24 protein-coding genes are annotated in these 22,361 nt (G+C 71.6%); 12 read left to right on the top strand and 12 right to left on the bottom strand.

Annotated elements, in window-relative coordinates; all coding sequences use genetic code 11:
- The first annotated feature begins 300 nt into the window (after nt 1–300).
- Nucleotides 301–564: an alpha/beta fold hydrolase gene (locus ABT294_RS09495; protein WP_350804728.1), complete on the top strand. Its 264-nt coding sequence runs from the start codon at nt 301–303 to the stop codon at nt 562–564.
- 86 nt (nt 565–650) lie between these two features.
- Here ABT294_RS09495 and ABT294_RS09490 read toward each other — a convergent pair whose 3' ends face one another.
- The 4 genes from ABT294_RS09490 to ABT294_RS09475 form a co-directional block, all read right to left on the bottom strand.
- Nucleotides 651–1,310 (bottom strand): response regulator, encoded by a 660-nt coding sequence (locus ABT294_RS09490; protein ID WP_350804727.1) that lies wholly within the window; start codon nt 1,308–1,310, stop codon nt 651–653.
- Nucleotides 1,307–2,308, bottom strand: coding sequence for a sensor histidine kinase (locus ABT294_RS09485; RefSeq protein WP_350804726.1), 1,002 nt, complete (start codon nt 2,306–2,308; stop codon nt 1,307–1,309). The genes ABT294_RS09490 and ABT294_RS09485 overlap by 4 nt, the downstream gene beginning before the upstream one ends.
- Nucleotides 2,305–3,738, bottom strand: coding sequence for a serine hydrolase domain-containing protein (locus tag ABT294_RS09480; RefSeq protein WP_350804725.1), 1,434 nt, complete (start codon nt 3,736–3,738; stop codon nt 2,305–2,307). The genes ABT294_RS09485 and ABT294_RS09480 overlap by 4 nt, the downstream gene beginning before the upstream one ends.
- A 70-nt stretch (nt 3,739–3,808) precedes the next feature.
- Nucleotides 3,809–4,267 carry a MarR family winged helix-turn-helix transcriptional regulator gene (locus tag ABT294_RS09475; RefSeq protein WP_350804723.1) on the bottom strand — a complete coding sequence of 153 codons (459 nt, stop codon included), beginning with the start codon at nt 4,265–4,267 and terminating at the stop codon, nt 3,809–3,811.
- Between the two features lie 48 nt (nt 4,268–4,315).
- Between ABT294_RS09475 and ABT294_RS09470 the strand changes: the two genes are divergently transcribed.
- The 3 genes from ABT294_RS09470 (at nt 4,316) to ABT294_RS09460 (ending at nt 7,533) form a co-directional block, all read left to right on the top strand.
- A complete protein-coding gene (locus ABT294_RS09470) occupies nt 4,316–5,299 on the top strand; it encodes an MFS transporter (protein WP_350804722.1) in 984 nt (327 codons plus the stop codon).
- 51 nt (nt 5,300–5,350) lie between these two features.
- Entirely contained in the window at nt 5,351–6,403 is a 1,053-nt protein-coding gene (locus ABT294_RS09465) for an ABC-2 transporter permease (RefSeq protein WP_350804721.1), read from the top strand.
- Between the two features lie 65 nt (nt 6,404–6,468).
- Nucleotides 6,469–7,533 carry a DUF2207 domain-containing protein gene (locus ABT294_RS09460; RefSeq protein ID WP_350804720.1) on the top strand — a complete coding sequence of 355 codons (1,065 nt, stop codon included), beginning with the start codon at nt 6,469–6,471 and terminating at the stop codon, nt 7,531–7,533.
- Between the two features lie 53 nt (nt 7,534–7,586).
- Here the strand turns inward: ABT294_RS09460 and ABT294_RS09455 are convergent, their stop codons facing one another.
- Together ABT294_RS09455 and ABT294_RS09450 are read right to left on the bottom strand one after the other, a co-directional pair.
- Nucleotides 7,587–8,555 carry a Vgb family protein gene (locus ABT294_RS09455; RefSeq protein WP_350804719.1) on the bottom strand — a complete coding sequence of 323 codons (969 nt, stop codon included), beginning with the start codon at nt 8,553–8,555 and terminating at the stop codon, nt 7,587–7,589.
- 471 nt (nt 8,556–9,026) lie between these two features.
- Nucleotides 9,027–9,569: a hypothetical protein gene (locus tag ABT294_RS09450; RefSeq protein ID WP_350804718.1), complete on the bottom strand. Its 543-nt coding sequence runs from the start codon at nt 9,567–9,569 to the stop codon at nt 9,027–9,029.
- Nucleotides 9,570–9,970: 401 nt separating this feature from the next.
- Here ABT294_RS09450 and ABT294_RS09445 point away from each other — a divergent pair, with 401 nt between their 5' ends.
- Both ABT294_RS09445 and ABT294_RS09440 read left to right on the top strand, forming a co-directional pair.
- On the top strand, nt 9,971–10,552 hold the full coding sequence (locus ABT294_RS09445; RefSeq protein WP_350804717.1) for a hypothetical protein: 582 nt from the start codon (nt 9,971–9,973) through the stop codon (nt 10,550–10,552).
- Nucleotides 10,553–10,557: 5 nt separating this feature from the next.
- Nucleotides 10,558–11,604 carry a COG1361 family protein gene (locus ABT294_RS09440; protein WP_350804716.1) on the top strand — a complete coding sequence of 349 codons (1,047 nt, stop codon included), beginning with the start codon at nt 10,558–10,560 and terminating at the stop codon, nt 11,602–11,604.
- A 44-nt stretch (nt 11,605–11,648) separates the two neighbouring features.
- On the opposite strand, the gene ABT294_RS09435 is transcribed toward ABT294_RS09440, so the two are convergent.
- The 3 genes from ABT294_RS09435 to ABT294_RS09425 all read right to left on the bottom strand — a co-directional run bounded on the left by ABT294_RS09435 (nt 11,649) and on the right by ABT294_RS09425 (nt 13,694).
- The gene (locus tag ABT294_RS09435; RefSeq protein WP_350804715.1) at nt 11,649–12,011 is read right to left on the bottom strand and encodes a cupin domain-containing protein; all 363 of its coding nucleotides are present in this window, start codon (nt 12,009–12,011) and stop codon (nt 11,649–11,651) included.
- Between the two features lie 69 nt (nt 12,012–12,080).
- Complete coding sequence (locus ABT294_RS09430) at nt 12,081–13,079, bottom strand: Dyp-type peroxidase (protein WP_350804714.1); 999 nt, start codon at nt 13,077–13,079, stop codon at nt 12,081–12,083.
- A 78-nt stretch (nt 13,080–13,157) separates the two neighbouring features.
- Nucleotides 13,158–13,694, bottom strand: a complete 537-nt coding sequence (locus tag ABT294_RS09425; RefSeq protein WP_350804713.1) for a TetR/AcrR family transcriptional regulator — start codon at nt 13,692–13,694, stop codon at nt 13,158–13,160.
- Nucleotides 13,695–13,942: 248 nt separating this feature from the next.
- Between ABT294_RS09425 and ABT294_RS09420 the strand changes: the two genes are divergently transcribed.
- The 5 genes from ABT294_RS09420 (at nt 13,943) to ABT294_RS09400 (ending at nt 19,133) form a co-directional block, all read left to right on the top strand.
- On the top strand, nt 13,943–15,046 hold the full coding sequence (locus ABT294_RS09420; RefSeq protein WP_350804712.1) for a hypothetical protein: 1,104 nt from the start codon (nt 13,943–13,945) through the stop codon (nt 15,044–15,046).
- A 150-nt stretch (nt 15,047–15,196) separates the two neighbouring features.
- Complete coding sequence (locus ABT294_RS09415; RefSeq protein ID WP_350804711.1) at nt 15,197–16,264, top strand: serine hydrolase domain-containing protein; 1,068 nt, start codon at nt 15,197–15,199, stop codon at nt 16,262–16,264.
- A 103-nt stretch (nt 16,265–16,367) separates the two neighbouring features.
- Nucleotides 16,368–16,991, top strand: a complete 624-nt coding sequence (locus ABT294_RS09410; protein WP_350804710.1) for a TetR/AcrR family transcriptional regulator — start codon at nt 16,368–16,370, stop codon at nt 16,989–16,991.
- Nucleotides 16,992–17,073: 82 nt separating this feature from the next.
- Nucleotides 17,074–17,682 carry a TetR/AcrR family transcriptional regulator gene (locus ABT294_RS09405; protein WP_350804709.1) on the top strand — a complete coding sequence of 203 codons (609 nt, stop codon included), beginning with the start codon at nt 17,074–17,076 and terminating at the stop codon, nt 17,680–17,682.
- A complete protein-coding gene (locus ABT294_RS09400) occupies nt 17,679–19,133 on the top strand; it encodes an alpha-L-fucosidase (protein ID WP_350804708.1) in 1,455 nt (484 codons plus the stop codon). The genes ABT294_RS09405 and ABT294_RS09400 overlap by 4 nt, the downstream gene beginning before the upstream one ends.
- On the opposite strand, the gene ABT294_RS09395 is transcribed toward ABT294_RS09400, so the two are convergent.
- From ABT294_RS09395 to sigJ, 3 genes are read right to left on the bottom strand one after another with little or no spacing between them, the layout of a single operon-like run.
- Nucleotides 19,123–19,545 (bottom strand): hypothetical protein, encoded by a 423-nt coding sequence (locus tag ABT294_RS09395; RefSeq protein WP_350804707.1) that lies wholly within the window; start codon nt 19,543–19,545, stop codon nt 19,123–19,125. The genes ABT294_RS09400 and ABT294_RS09395 overlap by 11 nt on opposite strands.
- Nucleotides 19,542–20,285: an SDR family oxidoreductase gene (locus ABT294_RS09390; protein WP_350804706.1), complete on the bottom strand. Its 744-nt coding sequence runs from the start codon at nt 20,283–20,285 to the stop codon at nt 19,542–19,544. The genes ABT294_RS09395 and ABT294_RS09390 overlap by 4 nt, the downstream gene beginning before the upstream one ends.
- Nucleotides 20,282–21,316, bottom strand: coding sequence for an RNA polymerase sigma factor SigJ (gene sigJ / locus ABT294_RS09385; RefSeq protein ID WP_350804705.1), 1,035 nt, complete (start codon nt 21,314–21,316; stop codon nt 20,282–20,284). The genes ABT294_RS09390 and sigJ overlap by 4 nt, the downstream gene beginning before the upstream one ends.
- 132 nt (nt 21,317–21,448) lie before the next feature.
- On the opposite strand from sigJ, the gene ABT294_RS09380 reads away from it, so the two are divergent.
- Nucleotides 21,449–22,303 carry an alpha/beta hydrolase family protein gene (locus ABT294_RS09380; RefSeq protein ID WP_350804704.1) on the top strand — a complete coding sequence of 285 codons (855 nt, stop codon included), beginning with the start codon at nt 21,449–21,451 and terminating at the stop codon, nt 22,301–22,303.
- The last annotated feature ends 58 nt before the right edge of the window (nt 22,304–22,361 follow it).

The following is a 22,361-nucleotide window of genomic DNA, read 5'->3' as shown; positions in this document are numbered from 1 at the left end:
TGCGGTGTCGGGGATCAATGGAACCGTGGTTGGCGCTGATATTGATCATGGACTTCCGGAAGTCGGTCACGTGCTCTGACGCCGCTTCCGACAGCGTCCGACATGGCTGGCATCAAGCCTCTGCCACGGCAGTTGAGTGCAATGGAACCGGGACAACTACGGCGGCACAGCCCTCAAAGGTTGTCTCGAATGGGTTATCGCCGACCTGGAGGCCCGGCTCGCCGAGCCGGCGGGCTGACCGGGGCGGCCTTGGCTTGTCCAAGCCGTGAGGTGGCAAGGCCCTCATTGTCACGCCGAGCGATGACGATGACCACAGTGGAGCGCGACACCACGATCGCGCACCTGCGGGCGGGTGCGGTGGGGTATCGGCTGGAGCGCCGAGACCAGGCTGCGATCATCATCTTCCACGGCGGGCACATGCGAGCCGGTCTCGCGCTGGGCAAGGAGGTCTTCAGCGCCGCGGGCTACACGGTGCTGGTGCCCTCGCGTCCCGGCTATGGCAAGACCCCGCTGCAGACTGGCACCTCTTCCGGGGAGCTTCAGGCTCGCCACGCCCCCCGTTAGAAGGGAATTTCTGTTTTGTTGGACGCAATTCATCGTGCGGTGCGGTGCGGCGCAAGGGCGGATGGGGCTTGTGGAGGGCGTGGGGGTCAGGTCTCGGTGTGCACCAGGCCGGCCTCGTAGGCGATGATCGCGGCCTGGACGCGGTTGCCCAGGGCGAGGCGTGCCAGGACGGCGCTGACGTGCGCCTTCACGCTGCCCTCCGAGAGGAACAGCTCCCGGGCGATGTCCTGGTTGGACATGCCGTGGCCGACCAGCGCCAGCACGTCCCGTTCCCGCGCGGTCAGCGACTCGATCCGGCGGCGCGCCTCGGCCGCTCTGGACAGCCTGCCGCCGTCCAGTTGGGCGATGACCTTGTGGGCGATGCGCGGCGACAGGTAGGCGGCGCCGTCGGCGGCCGCCCGTACGCCGGTGATCAGCTCGCGGGGGTCGGCGGCCTTGAGCAGGAATCCGGACGCGCCCCCGCCGAGTGCCCTGGAGACGTAGTCGTCCTCGTCGAAGGTGGTCAGCATGACGACCGCCACCTGTGGCACGGCGGCGCGCACCTCGGACGCGGCGGCCAGGCCGTCCAGGCGGGGCATGCGGATGTCCAGCAGCGCGACGTCGGGCCGGTGCGCGCGCACCAGCTCGACCGCCTCCCGCCCGTCGGCGGCCTCGGCCACCACCTCGATGCCCGGATCGGTGGCCAGGATCGACCGCACCCCAACCCGGATCATCGCCTCGTCGTCGGCCACCACCACCCGGATCACCTCCCGCCTCCTTCCTGGTCGAGCGGGAGCCGCGCTGTCACAGTGAAGCCGCCGTCGCGGGGGCCGGCCTGTAGCGTGCCACCGAGCAGCCGCACCCGCTCACGCAACCCGGCGATCCCGCTCCCGTTCCCCACCGGCACCCCCACCGGCTTCGGCACCTGCGTCGGCGGCGTTGGCGCGGAGTCGGTCACCGTGATCGTGAGCGTGCCGCCGATCTGCTCGAGGTGGACGAGGACGTCCGCGCCGGGGGCGTACCGGGCGGCGTTGGTCAGCGACTCCTGCACCACCCGGTGGGCGGCCCTGTCCACCAGCGGCGGCAGCGCCGCCCGCTCGCCCGCCTGACGGAGGTCGATCGTCATCCCGGCGGCGCGGGCCCGCTCCACCAGCGCCTGGATGGACTCCTCTGGAGGCCGCGTCGGAGCGGGCCCGCTCTCGCGCAGCATCGTGATGGTGCGGCGGAGCCGGTCGGTCGCCTCGACCGCGCTGGCCCGCAGCTGGGCCGCCGCCTCCCGGTTCGGCCCTGTCAGGTCGGCGGCCAGCTCCAGCGCTCCGGCGCGCAGCGCGATCAGTGCCAGGTCGTGCCCGAGCAGGTCGTGCATGTCGGACGCGATCCGGGCGCGTTCGCGGAGCGTGGCGCGTTCGGCGAGGTACTCCTGCTCCCGTTCGAGCCGGGCGACCCGTTCCCGTCCGGCCTCCAGCAGCTCGGCCTGCTGCCGCCGGAACCGTCCGGCCAGCCACGGCAGCGTGACGAACAGGCCCAGGGCGGTCAGCGCGCCGGCCCCGTCCCAGAAGTCCAGCACGGTGTGGACGGCTCCGGGGACGGCGGCGGCGCTCAGGAGCAGCCAGCCGCGCCGCCCGGACAGGTGGCGTCCGTGCAGGTAGGCGGCGACGGCCAGGGCGACGAAGGCGAACTGCCGCCACATCGGGATGCCGTCGAGGGACAGCCCGTTGAGCAGGGCGAGCCCCGCGATGACCAGCAGGGTCGCGCCGCTCTTCACCGGGGTGACACTACCGACAGCAGCCGCGTCGCAGCGGTGACGGCCCCCGCCACGGCCGCGACCACAAGGGTGATCGTCATCGGTGCGGCGAAGTAGGTGAGCTGCGCCCAGGTGACCGTCCGGTCGTTCATGAGGAAGGAGATCAGCTGCGGGTAGCAGGCGAGCAGCAGGACCGGGAGCAGCGACGGGACCAGGCGCAGCCCGATCCGCCAGCCGGGACGTCCGGCCCGCCTGCGCGCCCACCGGCGCGACCGCAGCGCGCCGAGCGCGCCCAGAGCCGCCGCGGCCAGCGCGATCAGGCCCAGGACCAGCTCGAACAGCTGCCGGTCGCCGCCCGGCACGTCGGGTGTCCTGCCCTGGCTCATCGCGACCAGGCCGGTGAGCACGTTGTAGGTGTCGTCGTGCAGGGCGGTGCCGTTGGCCATGACCGCGAAGCCGTAACCGGTGTCGGGGGAGACCGCTTCCACGGCGTTGTAGGTGAACAGGTTGCCGCTGTGCACCAGTAGCTTGGCGCCGCCCATGGTGTCCGAGCCCCAGCCCATCCCGTAGTCGCGCACCTTCGACGGGGTGTGCATGGCCTGGAGGCTCTTCGCGGTCACGAGCTGCCTGCCGCTGCCGGTCTGGCTGATCAGCCAGCTGCCCATGTCGGCGGCGTCGGTGATGACGCCTCCGCTGCCGCCGCCGTTGAGGAAGCCGGGCAGCTCGGGACGCGACACCCAGGCGCCGTAGATCGAGTTGAACCCGGCGGCGGGCTTGACGGCCTGGTCGCTGACGGCGCTGTGGGTCATGCCGAGCGGTCCGAAGACGCGCTGCTTCAGGTAGTCGCCGAAGCTGAGGCCGCCGGCCACCTCGACCAACCGGGCGGCCAGGTCGTAGTTGACGTTGCAGTACGCCCAGCGCGTGCCGGGATCGGCGGCGAGCCGGCCGGTGCGCAGCGTGGACACGTACCCGGCGAGCGAGGTGGCCGCCTCGGTGGCGCCGATGTCGACGGTGCTGTCGGACAGGCCGGACGTCTGGTTCAGCAGCTGCCGGACCGTGATCTGTGCTGCGCGCGGATCGGCCATCCGGAACTCCGGCAGCTGCCGGGCGACCGGTTCGTCCAGTGCGATCTTTCCGTCGTCCACCAGCGTCATGACGGCCATGGCGGTGAACGACTTGCTGACCGACGCCACGCGCATCGGGGTGTGCGCGGTGACCGGTTCGCCGTCGGAGTCGCGCCCGTACCCGGCCGCGTGCACGACCTTGTCCTTGTGGGTCACGACGATCGACATCCCCGGCAGGCCGGTGGACTCCATGGACTCGGCGAGGTAGGCGTCGATGGCGGCCGGGGTCAGCCCGGCGCCCGCCCGAACGGCTTGCGCGGCAGGCGCCACAGAGACGGACGTGACCAGGCCGATACCCGCCACCAGGCCGATGAGCTTGCGTTTCATGGAGAAGAACCTAGAAATCAGGCAGCCCGGAAGGGATCTGGCGATCGGCCAGAACCACCCCTGACGAAAGTCAGGTCTGTCGTCGCGTCCTGAGGGCGCCGGCCAGGGCCCGCAGAGCGGGGGCGGCGGCCGACAGGGCGGCTCGCTGCTCAGGGGAGAGGTCCTCCAGCGCCGCCCCGAAGAGCTCGGACCACGCCTGCTCGATGAGCGCCATCCCGTGCGCGGCGTGGACGGTGGGGGTGAGCCTCGCGGACCGGCGGTCGTGCGGGTCGGGTTCCCGGCGAATCAGGTCGCGGGCGACGAGCGCCCGCACGGTCGCGCTGACGTTGCTGGCGTGCAGGCCGAGCTCCCTGGCCAGGGTGGTCACGCCTACGCCCGGCTGGTGCATGACGTAACGCAGCACCTCGAACTCCGAGGGAGGCAGCCGGCTCAGCCCTGCCGCCTCGATCCCGCCGAACCGCAGGACCCTGCTGAGCTCGTACAGCGGGTCGGTCAGCGTCCTGGCCTGGCTCAGAAGATCGGCTCTCACGTCCCCATGCTACATTTTCTTATAGATATATAACTATAAGGAGTTGTCGTGACCTCCCCGCGTCTCGCACTGACCGCAACGCTCGCGCTGCTCTCGCTGATCGGCCCACTAGCCACCGACATGTATCTGCCGGCCTTCCCGCAGCTGGCCAGGGCGTTCGACGCCGACGCCGCCGCCGTGCAGCTCACGCTCACCTCGATGATGGCCGGGCTCGCGCTCGGTCAGCTGCTGCTGGGCCCGCTCTCCGACAGGTACGGCAGGCGCCGGCCGCTGCTGGCGGGCGCGGCGCTGGCGGCGGTCTCGTCCGCCCTGTGCGCGGTGATGCTGCTGGCCGTGCTGGTCGCCGTCCCGGAGAGCCTGCCGCGCGAGCGTCGCCACAGCGGCGGGCTCGGCGCGACGGCACGGGCGGCCCGCCGGATGCTCGCAGACCGCGGCTACCTCGGCTACACGCTGGCCTTCACCTGCGCTTTCGGCTCGTTGTTCTGCTACATCTCGGCCTCGCAGTTCCTCATGCAGAACGTGCTGGGCATGAACATCACGCACGCCTCGATCGCCTTCGCGGGCGGCGCCGTCGTCGTCACGCTGGCGACCGCGGTGAACGCCGCCCTGGTGAGCCGCGTCCCCGCCGCCCGCCTGCTGGCGGTCGGCCTGATCGGGCTGCTGGTCGTCACGCTGGCCCAGGCGGCGATCACAGTGGCCGGCGCGCTGACGGTGGCGGTCGCGCTGTCCCTGATGGCCGGCTTCTCGGTCGCTCTGGGGCTGGTGTTCGCCAACGCCACCGCGCTGGCCATCGCCCGGGTCCCGTACGCGGCCGGCACCGGTTCCGCCGTGCTCGGCACCCTGCAGAACGGCCTGGCCGCGCTGGTGGCCCCGCTGGTCGGCGTGGCAGGCGACCGCACCGGCGTGCCGATGGCCGTCGGCATGGCCGGGTTGTCGCTGCTCGCGCTGTTCGCGCTGCGGCTGGCGTCCCGTGCGCGGGACGGGGAGGGCACGCCGGAGACGGCGGCTCAGGCCCGCGCCGCGAACGGCTGAAAGAGCCGGTGCCGGGCCCAGGGGATTTAGGTGGTTACGTATGGTGATGTCATGACCACTCGACGCCGAGGGGGTGCGTGCGAGCTCTGGGCGGCCTTCCGGGCTTCGGCCGCCTACCCGGCGACCGTGCTGGTGTTCATTCTCGCCGTCGCCGCGGGGCTGTTCGCGGGGTCGTACACGTACGCGATGGCGAACCCCACGCCCCACAAGATCCCGATCGCCGTCGTCAGCGACGCGGCGTCGTCGCGCCAGGAGCCGGCGTTCGTCGCCGACATCCAGCGCACCCTCCACGCCTCGCTCGACCAGCGGCCCTTCGCGACCTACGACCAGGCGGTCAGCGCCGTGGAGGAGCAGCGCGTGTTCGCCGTCCTGGAACTGCGGGGAACGGAGGTCCGGCTGGACGTGGCGAGCGCCGCGGGGGCGTCGGTGGCGCAGCTGCTCGCGGGAGCGGCTCCGAAGGCGGCGGCCCAGGCCGGCGTGGTCGTGACCGTGCGGGACCTGAAGCCGCTGCAACCCGGCGACCCGCGCGGGCTCGCCCTCTTCTACATCTCGCTCGCCGCGGTCGTCGTCGGGTTCATCGGCGCCATCCAGCTCAGCGTGCACGCGCGGGAGCTCGAACCGCCGGAACGGATCGCGTTCACCGCTGCCTACAGCGTGCTCGGCGGGTTCTCCATCGCCGCGGTGGTCGACTGGCTGCTCGGGGCCGTCGATCTGCCGTTCGCGGAGTCCTGGGCGATCCTGGCGTTGACGATGTTCACGTCAGGGATGGTGTTCACCATGTTCAACACCTTCATGGGACGGTGGGCGATGCTCCCCACCTGGGGGTTGATGGTGCTGGTCGGCAACCCCTCGTCGGGAGGCGCGGTGTCGGCGCCGCTGCTGCCGTCGCCGTTCGGGGTGATCGGCCGCTGGCTGCCGCCGGGGGCGTCGGTGAGCGCTCAGCACGCCGCCGTGTACTTCCCCCACCACCAGCACGTGCTGCCCTTCCTCGTCCTGGCCGTCTGGGCGGTGGTGTCGAGTGCCGTCTTCTGGATCTGGCGCCACCGCCACCCCGGCGGCCGGGCGGAAGCCGCGAACCCGGAGGAAGCGGGCGGAGTGCATTAAGCAGGATGCAAGCGCCCCTTGTCACGGTGTCAGAGAATGTGACGAATCGGTGAACGGGGGGCGCAATGCGTGGACGGGTGGGATCGTCGTTGTTCGTGCTGGGGACGCTCGTCCTGGGCTTGGCCGCCGCTCTGCCCGCCATGGCCGGCGCCAGGCTCACCACGACGGACGAGCCGCGCTACACGTTGCCGAACACGGTCATAGCGGCCACGGTGCGCGGCGACGGCACAGTCAGCGTCGTCGAGGACCACACGTTCCAGTTCACGGACGAGGTGCACGGCGCGTACGTCGACGTTCCGATGGCCGAGGGAACGCGGATCTCCGACGTCACCGTCGCCGAGGGCGCCACCCGGTACCAGCGCGGTGGCGAGCCCGAACTCGGCGCCGAGGGTCCGGACGGCACCTACGCCGAGGCCGCGTGCACCGACGAGGGGCCGCACCGCGTCGTCTGGCACTTCACCGCCGCGCCTCGCACCTCGCGCACCTTCCGCCTGGCCTACACGCTGAACGGCGCGGTCACCGCCTACGATCGGCACGCCTTCCTGCATCTCCCCGTCTGGGGGCGGAACTGGCTGCGCGACCTGGACCGGCTCCAGGTCACCGTCCGCCTGGCCGGGGACGCGGGCGGCGTCCACGAGGCTTTCGGGCAGCCGGCGGGCCGTCTCAAGGCGTCCTTCACCGGGCCGGACGCCACCGCCACGGCCGTCGACGTCCCTCCTGGCCAGGCCGTCGCCCTCGACCTGGCCTTCCCGCGGGCCCGCCTCGACCTTCCCGGGAAGCCCGGCTCTGCCCAGTCCCCCGTCGTACGCAGGGACGGCACGGACGGCTCCGCGGACCTCGCCACCCTCCGCGCGGGCGGCAGTCTCAGGGCGCCGGCGCAGGACAACGGCTGCGACCCGGCGACGGCCTCCGCGGAGACGGACAACCCGCTGCTCAGCTTCGCGATCATCGGGATCATGGCCGTTCTGGTCCTCGGCATCATCACCCTCGCCATCCGCCACGACAGGCGCGCCGTCCCACGCCGTCGCCGTAAGGCGACAGGCTCCGACCACGGCAGCCAGAGCGGGTCGGACGCCGGGGGAGGCAGTGCGAGCAGCGATGGCAGCGGCGGAGGAGGCGGCGCCTGGTAGCGGCCCTGGCGCCAGGGCCGCCTCCGTGCGTGAGCGACCGCCGATGGTTCCCGTCAGGGGGTCACGACGGCGAGCTGCGAGACGTAGTCCTCGGTGACCCAGAGGTTGTCGTCGGGGCCGCTCGTGATGTCGAACGGCCCGGAGACGAGGGTCGGCAGCGCGTACTCGTTGATGATCCCGGACGTGGTGCTGTAGGCGACGTTGTTGGCGCTCTGCTCGACGAACCACAGGTTGTCGTCGGGCCCGACGGTGATGCCCCACGGGAAGCTGTTGGGGTCGGAGAGCGTGTACTCGGTGAAGTTGCCCGAGGTGTCGACGTTGCTGACCTTGCCGTTGGCGTCGGTGTACCACAGGTTGCCGTCAGGGCCTGTGGTGATGCCGATGGGCATCGCGCCGGAGGACGGGACGGCGAACTCGGTGATCGAGCCGCCCGTGGTGATCTGCCCGATGCTTCCGGTGAGCGGTTCCGTGAACCACAGGTTGTCGTCCGGGCCCGCGGTGATGCGCATCGGATAGGCGCCGCTGGTCGGCAGGGCGTACTCGGTGATGGTTCCTGAGGTGGTGATGCGTCCGATCTGGTTGGCGACCGTCTCGACGAACCAGAGGGCGCCGTCCGACCCGGTGGTGATGCCCCAGGGGTAGGCGTCGCTGGTGGGCAGGGTGTACTCGGTGATGGTTCCTGAGGTGGTGATGCGTCCGATCTTGTTGCCGATCGACTCGGTGAACCACAGCGCGCCGTCCGGCCCTGTGGTGAGGTGCGCCGGCTCGGAGTTGCTGGTGGGGATGGAGTACTCGGTGAACAGGCCGCCAGTCGTGACCTTCCCGATCTTGTTGGCGTAGTTCTCGGTGAACCACAGGTTGTCGTCGGGGCCGGTCGTGATCCCGACGGGAGTCGCGGGGTCGGTCGGTATCGACAGCTCGCTGATCGACGGCGTCTGACGGGCTTCGGCCCCGAGCCTGTTCGGCCGAGGGGCCCGGGGCGCGGGCGGGAAGTGGCACTTGATGCGCCGGTGCTGCGGCATCTGCTTGAGCTTGAGGCAGAGCTTCACCCAGGGGCGCGGCGGGGATGGCGGGTGAGGTGGCGAGGCGGACGCGGAAACGGCCGCGGGAGCGCTTGCCGCCATGGCCAGAGCCATGACCACGAGCGGGTACCCCAGGCGACGAGTCGAGAAGCGCATGACATCCCTTCCAGAAGGCGAAAAAGGAACGCGCGCCGGTCGCCGGGCGCAATTCAGCGAATGGACACCCGTGGCATCAGGCCGCCAGCGCGAATTCCCTGACGGCCCGGTCCGGGCGACGCTGTTCGCCCCGCGCCCGGCTCCGGCGATCTCACTATCTCCCGCGGGCGCCGGCCGCCTTCGGTCGTCCGTGTTCGTGGCTGGTCATGGAAACGCCAACTCATCGGCGGGCCGGCCGGAAACGCGCGAGCTTTCCCAAGGCCGGATTCGAGGCGGGCGGCGAAAACCGTCCCGTGCCGGAGAAAGACGCGACCCTCAGGCGACCGAATGCATGATGGTGCCGGTGTAGGTGCCCGCGACGGCGGAGGCGGGGATGGCGACCACGATCGTCGGTTGCCAGCTCGTGGACTGGGCACTCGTGGCCGTCTTGCGTCCGGAGAACGCGGTCGCCGATGTGGACAGGGCGACCTTCTGGGCCGCGGTGCTCTGCCCGGGGACGCGGGTGCCGGTACCCGATTGGGCGGTGACAGGGCCGGACCAGTACGAGACATTGCCCTTCGTAATGGTCGCGGAACCGTGGGTGAAATCGGTGGCCGACACGGTGGCCGTCCAGGGCGGGATCCCTGCCCGCGAGTCGACCACGGTCACCGTTCCCAGGGAGGCGGTGATCGAGGCCCCCTTGGCGCCGGTGCCGATGCTGGCCGAGGCGGGCACGGTGATCTCCAGCGGGTCGGCGCGCCAGGCGACGGTGGCGCTCGCCGCGATCCGGGAGGCCGAGGCGGTGGGAGCGCCGAGGGCGAGCAGCAGGACCGTCGACGCCGTCAGCGGCAAGAACGCCCGCGCGACGGGGTTGCCCATACAGCTCGTCCTCATTCCGTTTCCTCACAAGCGGTTCGTGCGTCAGGGCGCGCGGAAAATCGATCGCATTCTAGATTTCCGGTCGTCGGCTGCGTTCTACTCCTCCTGCTCGCGGCTGGTAAATCCGATGCAAAAGAAATGGCGGCGGCTTCGAGCAGTGCCGCGCCCGGATGAATGGCAGGCAGTCGCTCAGGGAGTTGCCGGGTAAGTCGGATGCTTTGTCCGTGTTGTGGCCAATTTCGGTGGACGGATGGCCGACCCGCTAATTTCTGGCACTCTCCATCTGATCGCCAAAAGTTGCCAGCTGCCCGCTGGGCCGGTTTGCGGAGTCTGCGCGCTGAGGAGAACGTCATACGAGAACGGCCCGGACCGGGCGGTGAATTCGACGAAGGAGGCCGGCAGTGTCCAAGTGCCGTCTGGGCATTTCCCTGGTAGGAGTCGCCGGGTTGGCTGTCGCCATGGCGGTCGCCGTGCCGGCGCAGGCCGTCACCTGCCCCGCGTCGACCACCTGCTCCACCACGGTGACCTTCACCGTCACCGGCGAGGACGGGCTGACGATCACCGTTCCGGCCGGCCCGGTCAACGTCGGCAACTCCGCGCCCGCAGGCCAGATCAGCGGGCAGCTCGGCACGGTCACGGTGACCGACCAGCGGGCCGCGCTCGCCGCCACCTGGGTGGCGTCGGTGATCGCCGCGACGGGCGGCTTCACCACAGGGGGCGGCACCGCCGCCGAGACCGTCCCCAACACGGCAGTCCTGTACTGGTCGGGCACGCAGACTGCCAACACCGGCGGCGGAACCCTGGTGCCCGGCCAGGCCAACGCGGCCGCCGCGCAGTCGCTCGACATCTCGCGCACCGCCTTCAGCAAGACGAGCGGCTCCGGTGACAACTCCGTCGCCTGGAACCCGACCATCGTGATCAACGTTCCCGCCCAAGCGGTGGCGGGCACCTACACCGGCACGGTGAACCACTCCGTCGCCTGACGCGCATGGCCATCTCACCGTTCACCCGGCTCGTCTCCGCGGCGCTGCTCGCGCTCCTCGCGCACGCGACGGCCGGCGCTCCAGCGGCCGCCGCGGACCCGGGCCGGGGCGAGGCGCGTCCCACCGGGAAGAACAGCATCGGCATCAGGTTGCTGGAGATTCCCGCCAACCGGACGGACGACCCGCGCTCGCACGTCTTCATCGTCGACCACGTCAACCCCGGCACCACCTTCAGCCGGCGCTTCGAGGTCCACAACGCCTCGAACAAGCCCCAGCACCTGCAGCTGTACGCGGCCGGAGCCGGCATCAGCCACGGCCGCTTCACCTTCGCGCCGGAACGGACCGGGAACGAGCTGAGCTCGTGGATCAGGCTCAACCGTTCCAGCATCGCCCTGCCCCCGCACGAGAGAGCGTCGGTGCGGGCCACCGTCACCGTGCCGACCTGGGCCTCCAGGGGTGAGCGGTACGCCGTCATCTGGGCGGAGGTTTCCGCCGCGGGGGCGGGGAAGCAAGAGGGCATCACCCTCGTCAACCGTGTCGGGATCCGCGCCTATCTCGACGTCGGCCCCGGCGGGGAGCCGCCCACGGACTTCCGGATCGGCGAGATCGTGCCCCAGCGGACAGAGGACGGGCAGCCGAGAATCCAGGCCACCGTCGCCAACACCGGCGAACGCGCCATCGACCTCGAAGGCGAGCTGTCACTGTCGGACGGGCCGAGCTCGCTGAGCGCGGGCCCGTTCCCGGTCGACCGCGGCACCACCCTGGCGCCCGGCGACCAGGGAACCGTCACCGTCCTGCTGGGGGACGAGCTCCCCGACGGGCCGTGGAAGTTCAGCCTCACCCTCAAGAGCGGTCGGGAGGACCGCACGCAGACCGGAACGCTGACCTTTCCGGAGAAGGTGGGAACGTGGGGGCTGGCTGCGTCGGTCGACTCCCCGCTGACGCTGGTCGTCGCGCTCGTCGCGCTGGTGACCCTGATCGTCGGGACGGTGCTCCTCGTCGGCTTCCGCCGGTTCCGCGCACGCCGGAAGAACGTCCCGGATCCGGCCTGACGCCCAGGCGGCGCCGCCCTTCCGGGGCCGCGCCGCCTCGCGCGTCAGTAATCCCTCGCCTTCCCGTACTCGGCGGCGCCGCCGGCGAAGTCGTACACGATGACCTGCTCGTTGCCCACCACCCAGGCGTCGTGTCCCGGCGGGCAGACGAAGACCTCGCCGGGGCCCACCTCGGCCTCGGTGCCGTCGTTCATCCGCAGGCGCAGCCGCCCCTTGACGACGAAGCCGTTGTGGTGGACCTGGCAGGACTCGGTGCCCACGATCGGTTTGATCGACGCCGACCAGCGCCATCCCGGCTCGAACGTGGCGACGCCGAAGGTCAGCCCGGTCAGGTGACACACCTCCAGGTGCCCCATCATGAAGTCCCGGCGTTCGTCCGGCTTGTCGATGCTCTTGACCTCGATCATGACAAGTCCCCCTCCCGTCAGCCTCAGTCTTCCACTGGGTAGGGAGGCCAACAAGGGAGAATGCCCAGGTCAGGAGCCGTCAGGCCGCCTCTGGACGTCGACGGACGCGGCCGCCTCGGCGGCGGGCGGGTCGGGGAGGTCGTCGAGGAAGCCGGCGCTGGGCACGAAGAACAGGCTGCCGGTCACGGCGGTCGAGAAGTCGAGGATCCGGTCGTGGTTTCCGGGCGGGTCGCCGAGGAACATCCGCTCCAGCATCGTCTCGGTGACCGCGGGCGTGCGGGCGTAGCCGATGAAGTAGGTGCCGAACTCGCCTCGGCCGACGTTGCCGAACGGCATGTTGTCGCGCAGGATCTGCCGCTCCGTGCCGTCGGGGTCGGTGATGCTGGTGAGGGCGATGTGCGCGTTCGAGGGCTTGGTCGCGTCGTCCAGCTCGATGTTCGACAGCTTGGCGCGGCCGACCGCCCGCTCCTGGGCGTCGACCGGCAGGGCGTTCCACGCGTCGAGGTCGTGCAGGTACTTCTGCACGATCACGTAGCTGCCTCCGCTGAATCCGGAGTCCTCGTCGCCGATGAGGACCGCGGCCGCGGCCTCGGGCCCGACCGGGTTCTCGGAGCCGTCGACGAAGCCGAGCAGGTCGCGCATGTCGAAGTACGTGAAGCCCTGCACCTCGTCGCGCACGGTGACGGCGCCGCGCAGGCGGTTCATGATCTGCGAGGCCAGCTCGAAGCACAGGTCGAGCTGCATGGCGCGGATGTGGAAGAGCAGGTCTCCAGGAGTGGACACCGCGTGGTGCACCGCTCCCGACAGCTCGCGGAACGGGTGCAGCTCCGCCGGGCGCGGGCCGCCGAACAGCCGGCCCCAGGCGTCGGAGCCGATGCCGGTGACGCAGCTCAGCCGCCCATCCGGCACCCGGAAGCCGACGGACCGCTCCAGCCCGGACAGGTCGGACAGCAGCTCTCGCGCCACGGGTTCGCCGCCCGGATCCACGGTCACGACCAGGAAGATCGCCGCGGTGGTCAGCGGGCTCAGCACCGGCTGGGGGATCGCCCCCCGGGCGGATTCCGTCATCGCCGCGCCCCCCTCGTCTCAGGTCTGCAGCGGTGCCCGATTCTAGCGAACCGGGCTTCGCCGCCACCTGTGGGCGGGTCAGCCGGTCGCGTTCTTCGGCAGCAGGCGCATGGCCAGCTCGTAGACGTCGCGCAGGTCGGCGGTCGGCAGCGGCGGGACGACCTGCCGCGCGCCGACCAGCACCAGGTAGAGCAGCCGGGCCAGCGCGTCGGCCTCGTCGGCTCCGGCCTCGCGGGCGAGCGTGCGCAGGTAGGCGATGCGCAGCCGGTCGACGCGCTCCTGGACGGCGCGGACCTCGTCGTCCTGCAGCGCCCAGGCCCGGATGGCGATCTCCAGGCCGGCGTGCTCGTCGGCCAGGACCAGGTCGAGCAGGCGGTTCAGTTTGGACCCGGACCCGCCCTGCCGCTCCACGCCGTCGATGTAGCGGCTGGTGTACTGGGCCTCGAAATGGTTCAGCAGGTCGGCCCGGTAGCCCGACATGCCGTTGAAGTGGTGGTAGAACGAGCCCTTGGTGAGGCCCAGGTCGCCGCTGAGCCGCTCGATCGTCAGCCCGGGCACGCCCGACTCGGTCAGGACCTTGAACCCGGCTTCCAGCCAGTCCCGCTTGCTCGCCATGTTCCGGACCGTACCATATGGCATGGTATGGCGGCCGCCGTCGCCGGACCCGCGCCGCGTATCGTGGGGCGTTTCGGCTGCTGCTGCGTTTGCTCCGATCGGTCCAGGTCGATTGGCAATAATGGGCAGTTGTGAAGATCGCGCGGCTTGTGGTGATCGTCGTGACGTGCCTGGGAGCGGCGGCCGGATGTTCGGGGCAACCCACCGTCCGATCGAGCCCCGCGGCCCCAACGACGGCGCCTCCCACGATGGCGAGCCCGGAGGCCACGCCCACGGCCGTCACCCGGTCCAAGCGGTGGAAGGTGGTCGAGGCGCCGAAACTCCTGGAGAGCGCGGGGCTGGTCGACGTGATCGCCGACGGGCCGCGCCGAGCGTGGGCAGTCGGCTACGAGGACGGCGCGGAAGACCGCGCAGGCCTCCCGTTCGTCGAGCGGTGGGACGGGTCGGTCTGGAAGAAGGTCACCCCGCGCGCCCGCGAGCAGTACGTGAACGGCTTCGACATGGACGGCCCCGACGACATCTGGCTCGTGGGGGACGAGGCCGCCCACTGGGACGGGCGGCGCTGGTCGTACTCCACACCGGCCGAGTCTACGGACAACTCCTGGTTGACCGACGTGTCGATCGACGGGGGACGGGCGGTGGTGGTCGGTACGGACTGGGCCGACGACACCTCCTTCGCCGTCGAGTGGACCGGTCGGAGGTTCGAGAAGCGGGCCGCCGTCCCGGGCGTGTTCGCCGCGGTGACGGCCCGGCGCGGTCAGGTGTGGGTGGTCGGCACCGACCTGCGCAACGGCTGCTCGGGCATCAGGCCCGCGGTCTGGCACGCGGCCCGGGGCGCGAAGTACACCCAGATGCCCCTCCCGGACGTGCCGGGAGGCTACCTCAACCAGGTGTTGCAGATCTCGCCGGACGACGTGTGGGCCGTCGGCGGGATCGGGGGCGAGCAGACGCGGTGGTTCGACTGCCGGACCGAGGACGTGGAGGTCGAGCAGCCGGAGGCCCTCGTCATGCACTGGGACGGGTCCTCATGGCAGCGGGTGGCCGTGCCCGGCGGTAACGGGCCGCTGGAGAGCGTCACCGCGTCCGGGGCCGACGACGTGTGGGCGGTGGGAGCCGATCAGGAGAGCGCCAGGGTGGCTCCCGACGACGAGGGAGCGGTGGGGGCCGATCAGGGGGGCGCCATGGTGGCCCTGCACTTCGACGGTCGGACCTGGACCCGGGAGTACGCCTACGAACGCCTGCTGGACCGGCCGGCGGTGACGGCGATCCCCGGCACGTCCGAGCTGTGGGTGGTGGGAACCGCCGGGCAGGAGACCGACTACGGCCAGGACGTCATCCTCCGGCGACGGTAGCTTCCGCCGAAGCCCCGGGCCCGGTGGCGCTGGCCGGCCTCCGGCGGCGGTAGTGCAGGCCCCACCCCAAGAAGCCGGACGGCATGACTGATCTTGGCGGCTGGAAAACCAAGGATGGGGACATCACCCCGAACACCAGGAGATGTCCCCATGATGAGTAAGTACCTCGCCGCCGCAGCCGCCGCCGTCGTCCTGCTCGGCGCCGCCTCCCCCGCCATGGCCGCCGCCGTCCCCGACCGGGGTGTCCAGGCGCAGGTGGACCGGCTGACCAAGCAGGACGGCCTGGCCGGGGCCGTCCTCTCGGTACGTGACAGGAACGGCCACACCACGACGTGGACCTCGGGCACCGCCCAGCGCGGCACCGGCAGGCCGATGGTCGGCGCCGACGGCCGGTTCAGAGCCGCCAGCGTCACCAAGTCCGTCATCGGAGTGACGGTGATGCGGCTGGCCGCCGAGGGCAAGGTGGACCTGGACGAGCGGGTCGAGCACTACGTGCCCGGGGCGCTGCACGGCGCGGACGTCACCGTCCGGCAGCTCCTCCAGCACACCAGCGGCCTGCCCGAGTACTTCGACCTGGTCGACTGGAGCAAGCCCGCCAACCCCGCCGACCACCTGGCGTTGGCCCTGTCCCGTCCGCCCGTCGGCAAGCCGGGCGAGCGGTGGTTCTACTCCAACACCAACTACCTGGTCGCGGGCGTGCTCATCGAGAAGGTGACCGGCAAGGACTTCCGCGCGGTCACCGAGGACGGCGTGCTGAAGGGGCTGCGCGGCACGTACTGGCCGAACAATGGCGAGCTGGGCATCCGTGGCAAGCACGCCCACACCTACGGCGTGAACCCGGTCAACCCGAAGGCCGGAGAGACGGACCAGACCGAACTGCCGGGCTACGCGTTCGGCGCGGGCGGCGGCCTGGTCTCCACCCCGGAGGACCTGAACCGCTTCTGGCAGTCCATCCCCGAGCGGACGCTGCGCACGATGCTCGCCGGGGCGGTCCCCGCCTCCGACCCCAAGGGCAGCCACTACGGTCTCGGCGTCTACTCCTACCCGCTGAGCTGCGGTGCCGCCTGGATGCACGACGGCGGCCTCCCGGGCGTGCGCGTCCTCAGCGGCCGCGACCGCGCCGGCAGGGCCGCGACCGTTTACGTCACGGGCACCCCGAAGAACGACCAGCACCTCTTCGCCGCGCTCGACGCCGCCCTCTGCACCTCGTCCAGCTGACTTTCCCAGGACCCCTGCCAGCCGACTCCGCAGCCTGCGGTCGCCGAGTAGGCGGACAACTCCTAGGCTCGCTGCCCAAAGGAGTCGCGTCCCGGGAGGCGATGTGGGGCAGTCCGGAGACGGGGGCGAGCAGCAGGCGCGGCGGCAGGGCAGGTGGCGCACCGGGATGCGGAGCCGTCAGCGCATCCTCGACGCGGCGCGGGCTCGCTTCACCGAGTTGGGCTACGACCGCACCACCGTGCGCGCCGTCGCCGCCGACGCGGGTGTCGAACCGGCCATGGTGCACTACTTCTTCGGCAGCAAGCAGGAGCTGCTCGCCGCCACCATGCGCCTGCCCGCCGGCCCGAAGGAGGCGATCGGCGCGCTCGTCGAGGCCGGCCTCGACGACCTGGGAGCCGGGCTCGTCCGGCATTTCCTGCGCATGTGGGACAGCTCAGACTTCGAGTCGTTCCTCACGCTGATCCGGTCAGGGCCGGTTCGTGATGACTCCACCACGGTGCTCCGCGACTTCCTCGCGCGGGAGGTGACCGGGCAGCTCGCGGGGGCGATCGGCGGCCCCGACGGGGAGTTGCGCGCCAGCCTGATCACCGGCCAGATCTTCGGCCTCGCCTCCGCCCGCTACCTGCTCGGGCTCGAACCTCTCGCCTCCGCCGACCACGAGACGGTCGCGGCCTGGCTGGGCCCCCTGATCCAGCAGCTCGTGACGGGTCCGGCGCCCGTCCGGTGACGAAACGCACTCTGATGGTGACTGTCGCGTGCGTTAGGGTTTGCTTGTGCGAGCAAAAATCAGCTCACATGAGCAACGAACGTTGACCGAGCAAGCCAGACGGGCCCAGATCGTCGAGGCCGCCGTCGAGGTGATCGCCGACGAGGGGCTGGCCAAGGCGTCGTTCGCCCGGATCGCCAGGAAGGCCGGGCTGAGCAGCACCGGGCTGATCACGTACCATTTCGCCAACCGGCAGGACCTCATCGACTCCCTCGTCGCGGAGGTCATGACCGCGTTCGCCGGCCACGTCGCCGAGCGCGTCGACGCCGAGCAGACCCCCGCCGCCCGGCTGGACGCCTTCATCGGCGCCAACCTCGGCTTCATCCGCACCCACCGCAAGCACCTGGTCGCCGTGCTGGACATCACCGCCGGCTCGCGCACCGCCGAGGGCGGGCCGTCCGCCCTGGCCAAGATCATGAGCGCCGACATCGACGCGCTGGAGGACCTTCTCGTCCAGGGGCAGCGGCTGGGAGAGTTCCGCGCGTTCCACCCGCGGTCCGTCGCGGTCGCCATCCGCTCCATGCGGGACGGGATCATCCGCGTGCTCAGCGTGGACCCCGACTTCGACCTCGGCAGCTACGAGCACGAACTGCGCGCGCTGGTCCGCCTCGCCACAGCCGCCACACCTCACGTACCGGGAGAAACGCCGTGACCTACCGGCCGGACAAAGCCTCGCTCGACACGCGGCCGATCCCCCGCTGGTACCAGGACGCGAAGCTGGGCGTCTTCATCCACTGGGGCCTGTACTCGGTTCCCGCCTACGCCGACCCCGAGGCGGGCGACTTCGAGAGCTTCATGAACGACCTCACGGCGATGAAGGACACCAGGGGCGACATCCCGTACGCGGAGTGGTACCTGAACGCCCTGCGCGTGCCCGGCTCGCCCACCGCCCGGCACCACGCGCGGACGTACGGCGAGGGCTTCCCCTACACCGGCTTCCGCCGGCAGTTCGACGAGGCCGCTGCCGGCGTCGACTTCGGCGACTGGGCGCGGTTCTTCGCCGGGGCGGGCGCCCAGTACGTCGTCATGGTCACCAGGCACCTGGACGGCTTCCCGCTCTGGCCCACCAGCGTGCCCAATCCCCACATGCCCGCCGACTACCGGGCCTCCCGCGACCTCGTCGGCGACCTCACCAAGGCCGTCAGGGCGGAGGGGCTGCGGATGGGGCTCTACTACGCGGGCGGCATCGACTGGACGTTCGTCGACAAGCCGGTCCGCACCATGCCCGACCTCATGGAGCAGCAGGCCCTCGGCCCGGAGTACGCGCGGTACGCCGCCGCGCAGTGGCGGGAGCTGATCGACCGGTACGAGCCGTCGATCCTCTGGAACGACATGGGCTGGCCCGCGGAGAGCGACCAGCACGAGATCTTCGCCCACTACTACGACACCGTCGCCGACGGCGTGGTCAACGACCGCTGGACCCAGCTCAGCATGCCGCGCAACCCGATCGGCCGCTTCCTCTACCTCCGCTTCATCGGCGCGACGCTCAAGGTGCTCGCCAAGAACGGGAAGAAGCCGCCGATCAAGCCCCCGGCGTTCCACTTCGACGTGGAGACGCACGAGTACAGCTGCCCCGAGGACGTGATCCCGCGCCCCTGGGAGCTGACGCGCGGCCTCGGCACGTCCTTCGGCTACAACGCCCAGGAGACCAGGGCCGACCTGCTCGGCGCCGCCGACCTCGTCCATCTGCTGGTGGACGTCGTGAGCAAGGGCGGCAACCTGCTCATCAACGTCGGCCCCGACGGTGAGGGGCGCATCCCCGAGATCCAGCAGGAGCCGCTGCGCGAGCTGGGCGGGTGGCTGGAGACGAACGGGGAGGCGATCTTCGGGACGCGCCCGTGGGAGCGCACGCGGGCGGTCACCGCCGACGCCCGCGAGGTCCGCTTCACCAGCAGGGACGAGCGCGTCTACGCCGTCGTGCTCGGCGACGTCGGCCCCGGCCCCGTCGTCGTCCGCGACCTGACGCTCCCGTCGGGCGCCCGCGTCGGGCTCCTCGGCGGGTCCGGCGACCTGGTGTGGACGCAGCGAGGCGCCGACGTGGAGATCGCGCTGCCGGGGCGGCCCGCGCCCGCCTACGCCCACACCCTGACGATCACCCGCTAGGCCGGGGCACCGAGCGGCTGAGAGCCAGCAACGCCGCCGGCAGCAGCACGCTCGCGAGCAGCGTGAGCGTCTGCGCGGCGGCGTCGCCCGGCGACAGGGCGTCCAGGTGGGTGGCGTGGAAGATCAGGTGGGGCAGCGCGAACGCCAGGTTGGCGAGCGGGGCGATCCGGACCAGCCACCGATCCATGGTGAGGGCCGCCGCGGCGAAGATCACCGCGGTCGTGAGGTGCATGCCTCCCTGGTCCCGCAGCAGATGCTCGTTGTACGGCGGGAGCGCGGCCACCCAGGCGTGCGCCGCCGCGGGGAAGCTGCCGAAGAAGTGCTCCGGCAGCAGCGTCTGCCAGAGGCCCACCAGGGTCTCGGCGACGGCGACCAGCGAGAGCCCGCCACGGAGCCAGGCCCGCGCGGTCATGACCGGGCCGCCGGGCGGCCGGCGAGGAACTCGGCGAAGGTCCGGCGGCCGACCCTCCGGTCCGGAGCCAGGTGGACCCCGCGCCGGAAGGCGTCCCCCGCTGGACCGGGCACGCGGACGGGCAGCACGGGACGGCGCAGGCCGTACGCCCGCAGGAAGGTCCGCGCCAGGCCGGTGAACGGCTGGACCTCCGGGCCGCCCAGGTCGGCCGCCCGCCCGGCCGGCTCCCCGAGGGCCAGCTCGGCCAGGCGGGCGGCCACCTCGGCGGAGTCGATCGGCTGGAAACCGGTTCCGGCGAGCACGGGAGCCACGGGCAGCCGGGTCAGCACCCGCAGCATGCGCACGATCTGCTCGTGGAACTGGGTGGCGCGGAGGATCGTGTGCGGCAGCCCGCAGCTCTCGATCAGCCGCTCGCAGGCGTACTTGGCGCGGTAGTAGCGCAAGGGGTGCCGGTCGACGCCGACGATGGAGACGTAGAGCAGGTGCGCGCCGGCGTCGGCCGCCGAGATGAGGGTGCGGGTGCGTGCGACGTCGTCGCCGCGCAGGCTGGAGGCGCAGTGGACGATCGTCCGCGCGCCGCGTGCCGCCACGGCCAGGCCGGCTCCCGTGTCCAGGTCGCCGACGAGCCGCCCGTTCCCCGGACGCCTGCTGAGGACCCGCACGTCGCGGGCGGCCAGCAGCGGCACGAGGTGACGTCCCAGGGCGCCGGTGCCGCCTGTGATGAGGATGGGATGGTTCATGCCCCTGATGACCGGACAGCCCACCCGGGACGTGACAGCTGCCTCGCCGCGAACGCCAGCTTGTCGGGATTGTGCACGCTCCGCACCGCCACGATCCGGCCGTGCGCGATCTCCAGCGTGGCGACGGCCCACAGCTCGCCGCCGCGGAACGCCACGACCGCGGCCTCGCCGTTCGCCTCTACCGCGGCGAGCCGTACGTCTGCGGCCCCGCCGTTCGCCTCCGTCGTGGCGAGCCACACGCCGGCGGCCTCGCCGTTCGCCTCCGTCGTGGCGGGCCACACGTCGGCGGGTTCATGGGTCGCCTCCGCGGTGACCAGCCGCACGTCCGGCGCCTTCGCCCGCAGGCCGAGGACGGCGCGCACCAGCTTCTCGCGGCCGACCAGGACCCGCCGGGCGGCGGTCGCCCTGCCCCCGCCGTCGGTCCACGTCACCACGTCTTCGGCCAGCACGCGGTGCAGGCCCTCCAGGTCGCCGTCGCGCACGGCGAGGAGGAAGCGCTCGACGATCGCGTGCTGACGTGCGGGGTCCACCTCGAACCGGCGGCGCGCGTCGCTCACCCGTCCTCTGGCCCTGCGGTGGAGCTGCCGGGAGTTCGCGACGGAGATGTCCATGATGTCGGCGATTGCCTGGTGGGAGTAGCCGAACGCCTCCCGGAGCACGAACACCGCCCGTTCGGCCGGCGTCAGCCGCTCCAGCAGGACGAGCAGGCCCATCGTGACGGACTCCCGCTGCTCGGCCGCCTCCAGCGGCCCGAGGAGGCCGCCGCTGTCGGTCAGCACCGGCTCGGGCAGCCACGGGCCCACGTACCTCTCGCGGCGCGCGCGGGCGGAGTCCAGCCGGTTCAGGCACAGGTTGGTCACCACCCTGCTCAGCCAGGCCCGGGGGACGGCCACGCCCTCGGCGTCCCGCCAGCGCAGGTACGCCTCCTGGACGACGTCCTCGGCCTCTCCCGCCTCTCCCATCAGCCGGTAGGCCAGACCGAACAGGGGCTGCCGGAACTGCTCGAACTCCTCGGCCGGGTCGCGTCCCACACCGTCAGAACTATCAGAGCGCGGGCCCTGCCACCGCCGCACCTCCAGCGGACCAGGGACGGCGCGCTCACCATCTGGTGATCACCCTGCTAGCCTCGCGTCGTACTTCTCGGCTCGACCTTCGGAGCTGCCGTGAGCGCAGAGGTGGACCCGCTCGTCACCGACCCGTCCAGCGACGCGATCCCGCCGGCGAGGACGCCCGCGGTCACCTTCCACAGCGGTGGCGCGACCCTGCTCGGCGTCCTGCACGTCCCGGCGGGACCGGGACCGCACCCGGTCGTCGTGCTGCTGCACGGCTTCCCCGGCAACGAGCGCAACTTCGACCTGGCGCAGGCGCTGCGCCGCGCCGGGTACGCGGCACTGGTGTTCCACTACCGCGGCTCGTGGGGAGTCGAGGGGGCGTGGTCGTGGGGCCACGTCCTTGAGGACGCCGCCGCCGTCGTGGCCGCCGTGCGGAGGCAGGGGTTCGTGGCGGCCCACCGGCTGGACCCGAGCCGGGTGGCCGTCGTCGGGCACAGCCTCGGCGGGTTCGCCGCGCTCATGACCGCCGCCGCCGACCCGTCGATCGTCGCGGTCGCCTCCGTGGCCGGGTTCGACATGGGGGCCGTCGCGGCCATCTGCCGGGCGGACCCGGACGTGCGCGCGTCCTACGTCGAGGCGTTCCAGGACGAGCTGCTCCCGCTCCGGGGCACCAGCGGCGAGCTGCTCGTCGCCGAGATGGAGGCGGGCGGGGAGGCGTGGCGGCTGGCGGGGCTCGCGCCTCGGCTCGCCGACCGTCCGGTGCTGCTGGTCGGCACCGGACGCGACGACGTCACCCCGGCGCCCGTGCACCACCAGCCGGTCGTCGACGCCTACCGGGCGCATCCGGTCCCGCTGCTCGAACAGCACGTCTTCCCGGCCGACCACGCCCTGTCCGACCACCGCGTAGCCCTCGCCCGCACACTCCTGGACTTCCTGGACCGGCACGTCCGCAAGGCGAACGGGTGAGTGCAGCCTGTCCGTGCTTCCTGGACGGCGCGGATGGTGGACGGGTGATGTGTGGCTT

It is taken from the genome of Nonomuraea sp. NPDC000554, from assembly GCF_040300065.1.
Lineage (GTDB): Bacteria > Actinomycetota > Actinomycetes > Streptosporangiales > Streptosporangiaceae > Nonomuraea.
The sequence above is the reverse complement of the archived record's forward strand: the minus strand, read 5'-3'. Positions and strand labels throughout refer to the sequence as shown.

Bases quoted from the DNA above. Each gene is read 5' to 3' on its own strand.
- ABT294_RS09495 (WP_350804728.1), top strand. From the start codon at position 301: ATGACGATGACCACAGTGGAGCGCGACACCACGATCGCGCACCTGCGG.
- ABT294_RS09480 (WP_350804725.1), bottom strand. From the start codon at position 3,738: ATGAAACGCAAGCTCATCGGCCTGGTGGCGGGTATCGGCCTGGTCACG.
- ABT294_RS09465 (WP_350804721.1), top strand. From the start codon at position 5,351: ATGACCACTCGACGCCGAGGGGGTGCGTGCGAGCTCTGGGCGGCCTTC.
- ABT294_RS09460 (WP_350804720.1), top strand. From the start codon at position 6,469: ATGCGTGGACGGGTGGGATCGTCGTTGTTCGTGCTGGGGACGCTCGTC.
- ABT294_RS09455 (WP_350804719.1), bottom strand. From the start codon at position 8,555: ATGCCGCAGCACCGGCGCATCAAGTGCCACTTCCCGCCCGCGCCCCGG.
- ABT294_RS09450 (WP_350804718.1), bottom strand. From the start codon at position 9,569: ATGGGCAACCCCGTCGCGCGGGCGTTCTTGCCGCTGACGGCGTCGACG.
- ABT294_RS09440 (WP_350804716.1), top strand. From the start codon at position 10,558: ATGGCCATCTCACCGTTCACCCGGCTCGTCTCCGCGGCGCTGCTCGCG.
- ABT294_RS09435 (WP_350804715.1), bottom strand. From the start codon at position 12,011: ATGATCGAGGTCAAGAGCATCGACAAGCCGGACGAACGCCGGGACTTC.
- ABT294_RS09430 (WP_350804714.1), bottom strand. From the start codon at position 13,079: ATGACGGAATCCGCCCGGGGGGCGATCCCCCAGCCGGTGCTGAGCCCG.
- ABT294_RS09425 (WP_350804713.1), bottom strand. From the start codon at position 13,694: ATGGCGAGCAAGCGGGACTGGCTGGAAGCCGGGTTCAAGGTCCTGACC.
- ABT294_RS09420 (WP_350804712.1), top strand. From the start codon at position 13,943: ATGGCGAGCCCGGAGGCCACGCCCACGGCCGTCACCCGGTCCAAGCGG.
- ABT294_RS09415 (WP_350804711.1), top strand. From the start codon at position 15,197: ATGATGAGTAAGTACCTCGCCGCCGCAGCCGCCGCCGTCGTCCTGCTC.
- ABT294_RS09395 (WP_350804707.1), bottom strand. From the start codon at position 19,545: ATGACCGCGCGGGCCTGGCTCCGTGGCGGGCTCTCGCTGGTCGCCGTC.
- ABT294_RS09390 (WP_350804706.1), bottom strand. From the start codon at position 20,285: ATGAACCATCCCATCCTCATCACAGGCGGCACCGGCGCCCTGGGACGT.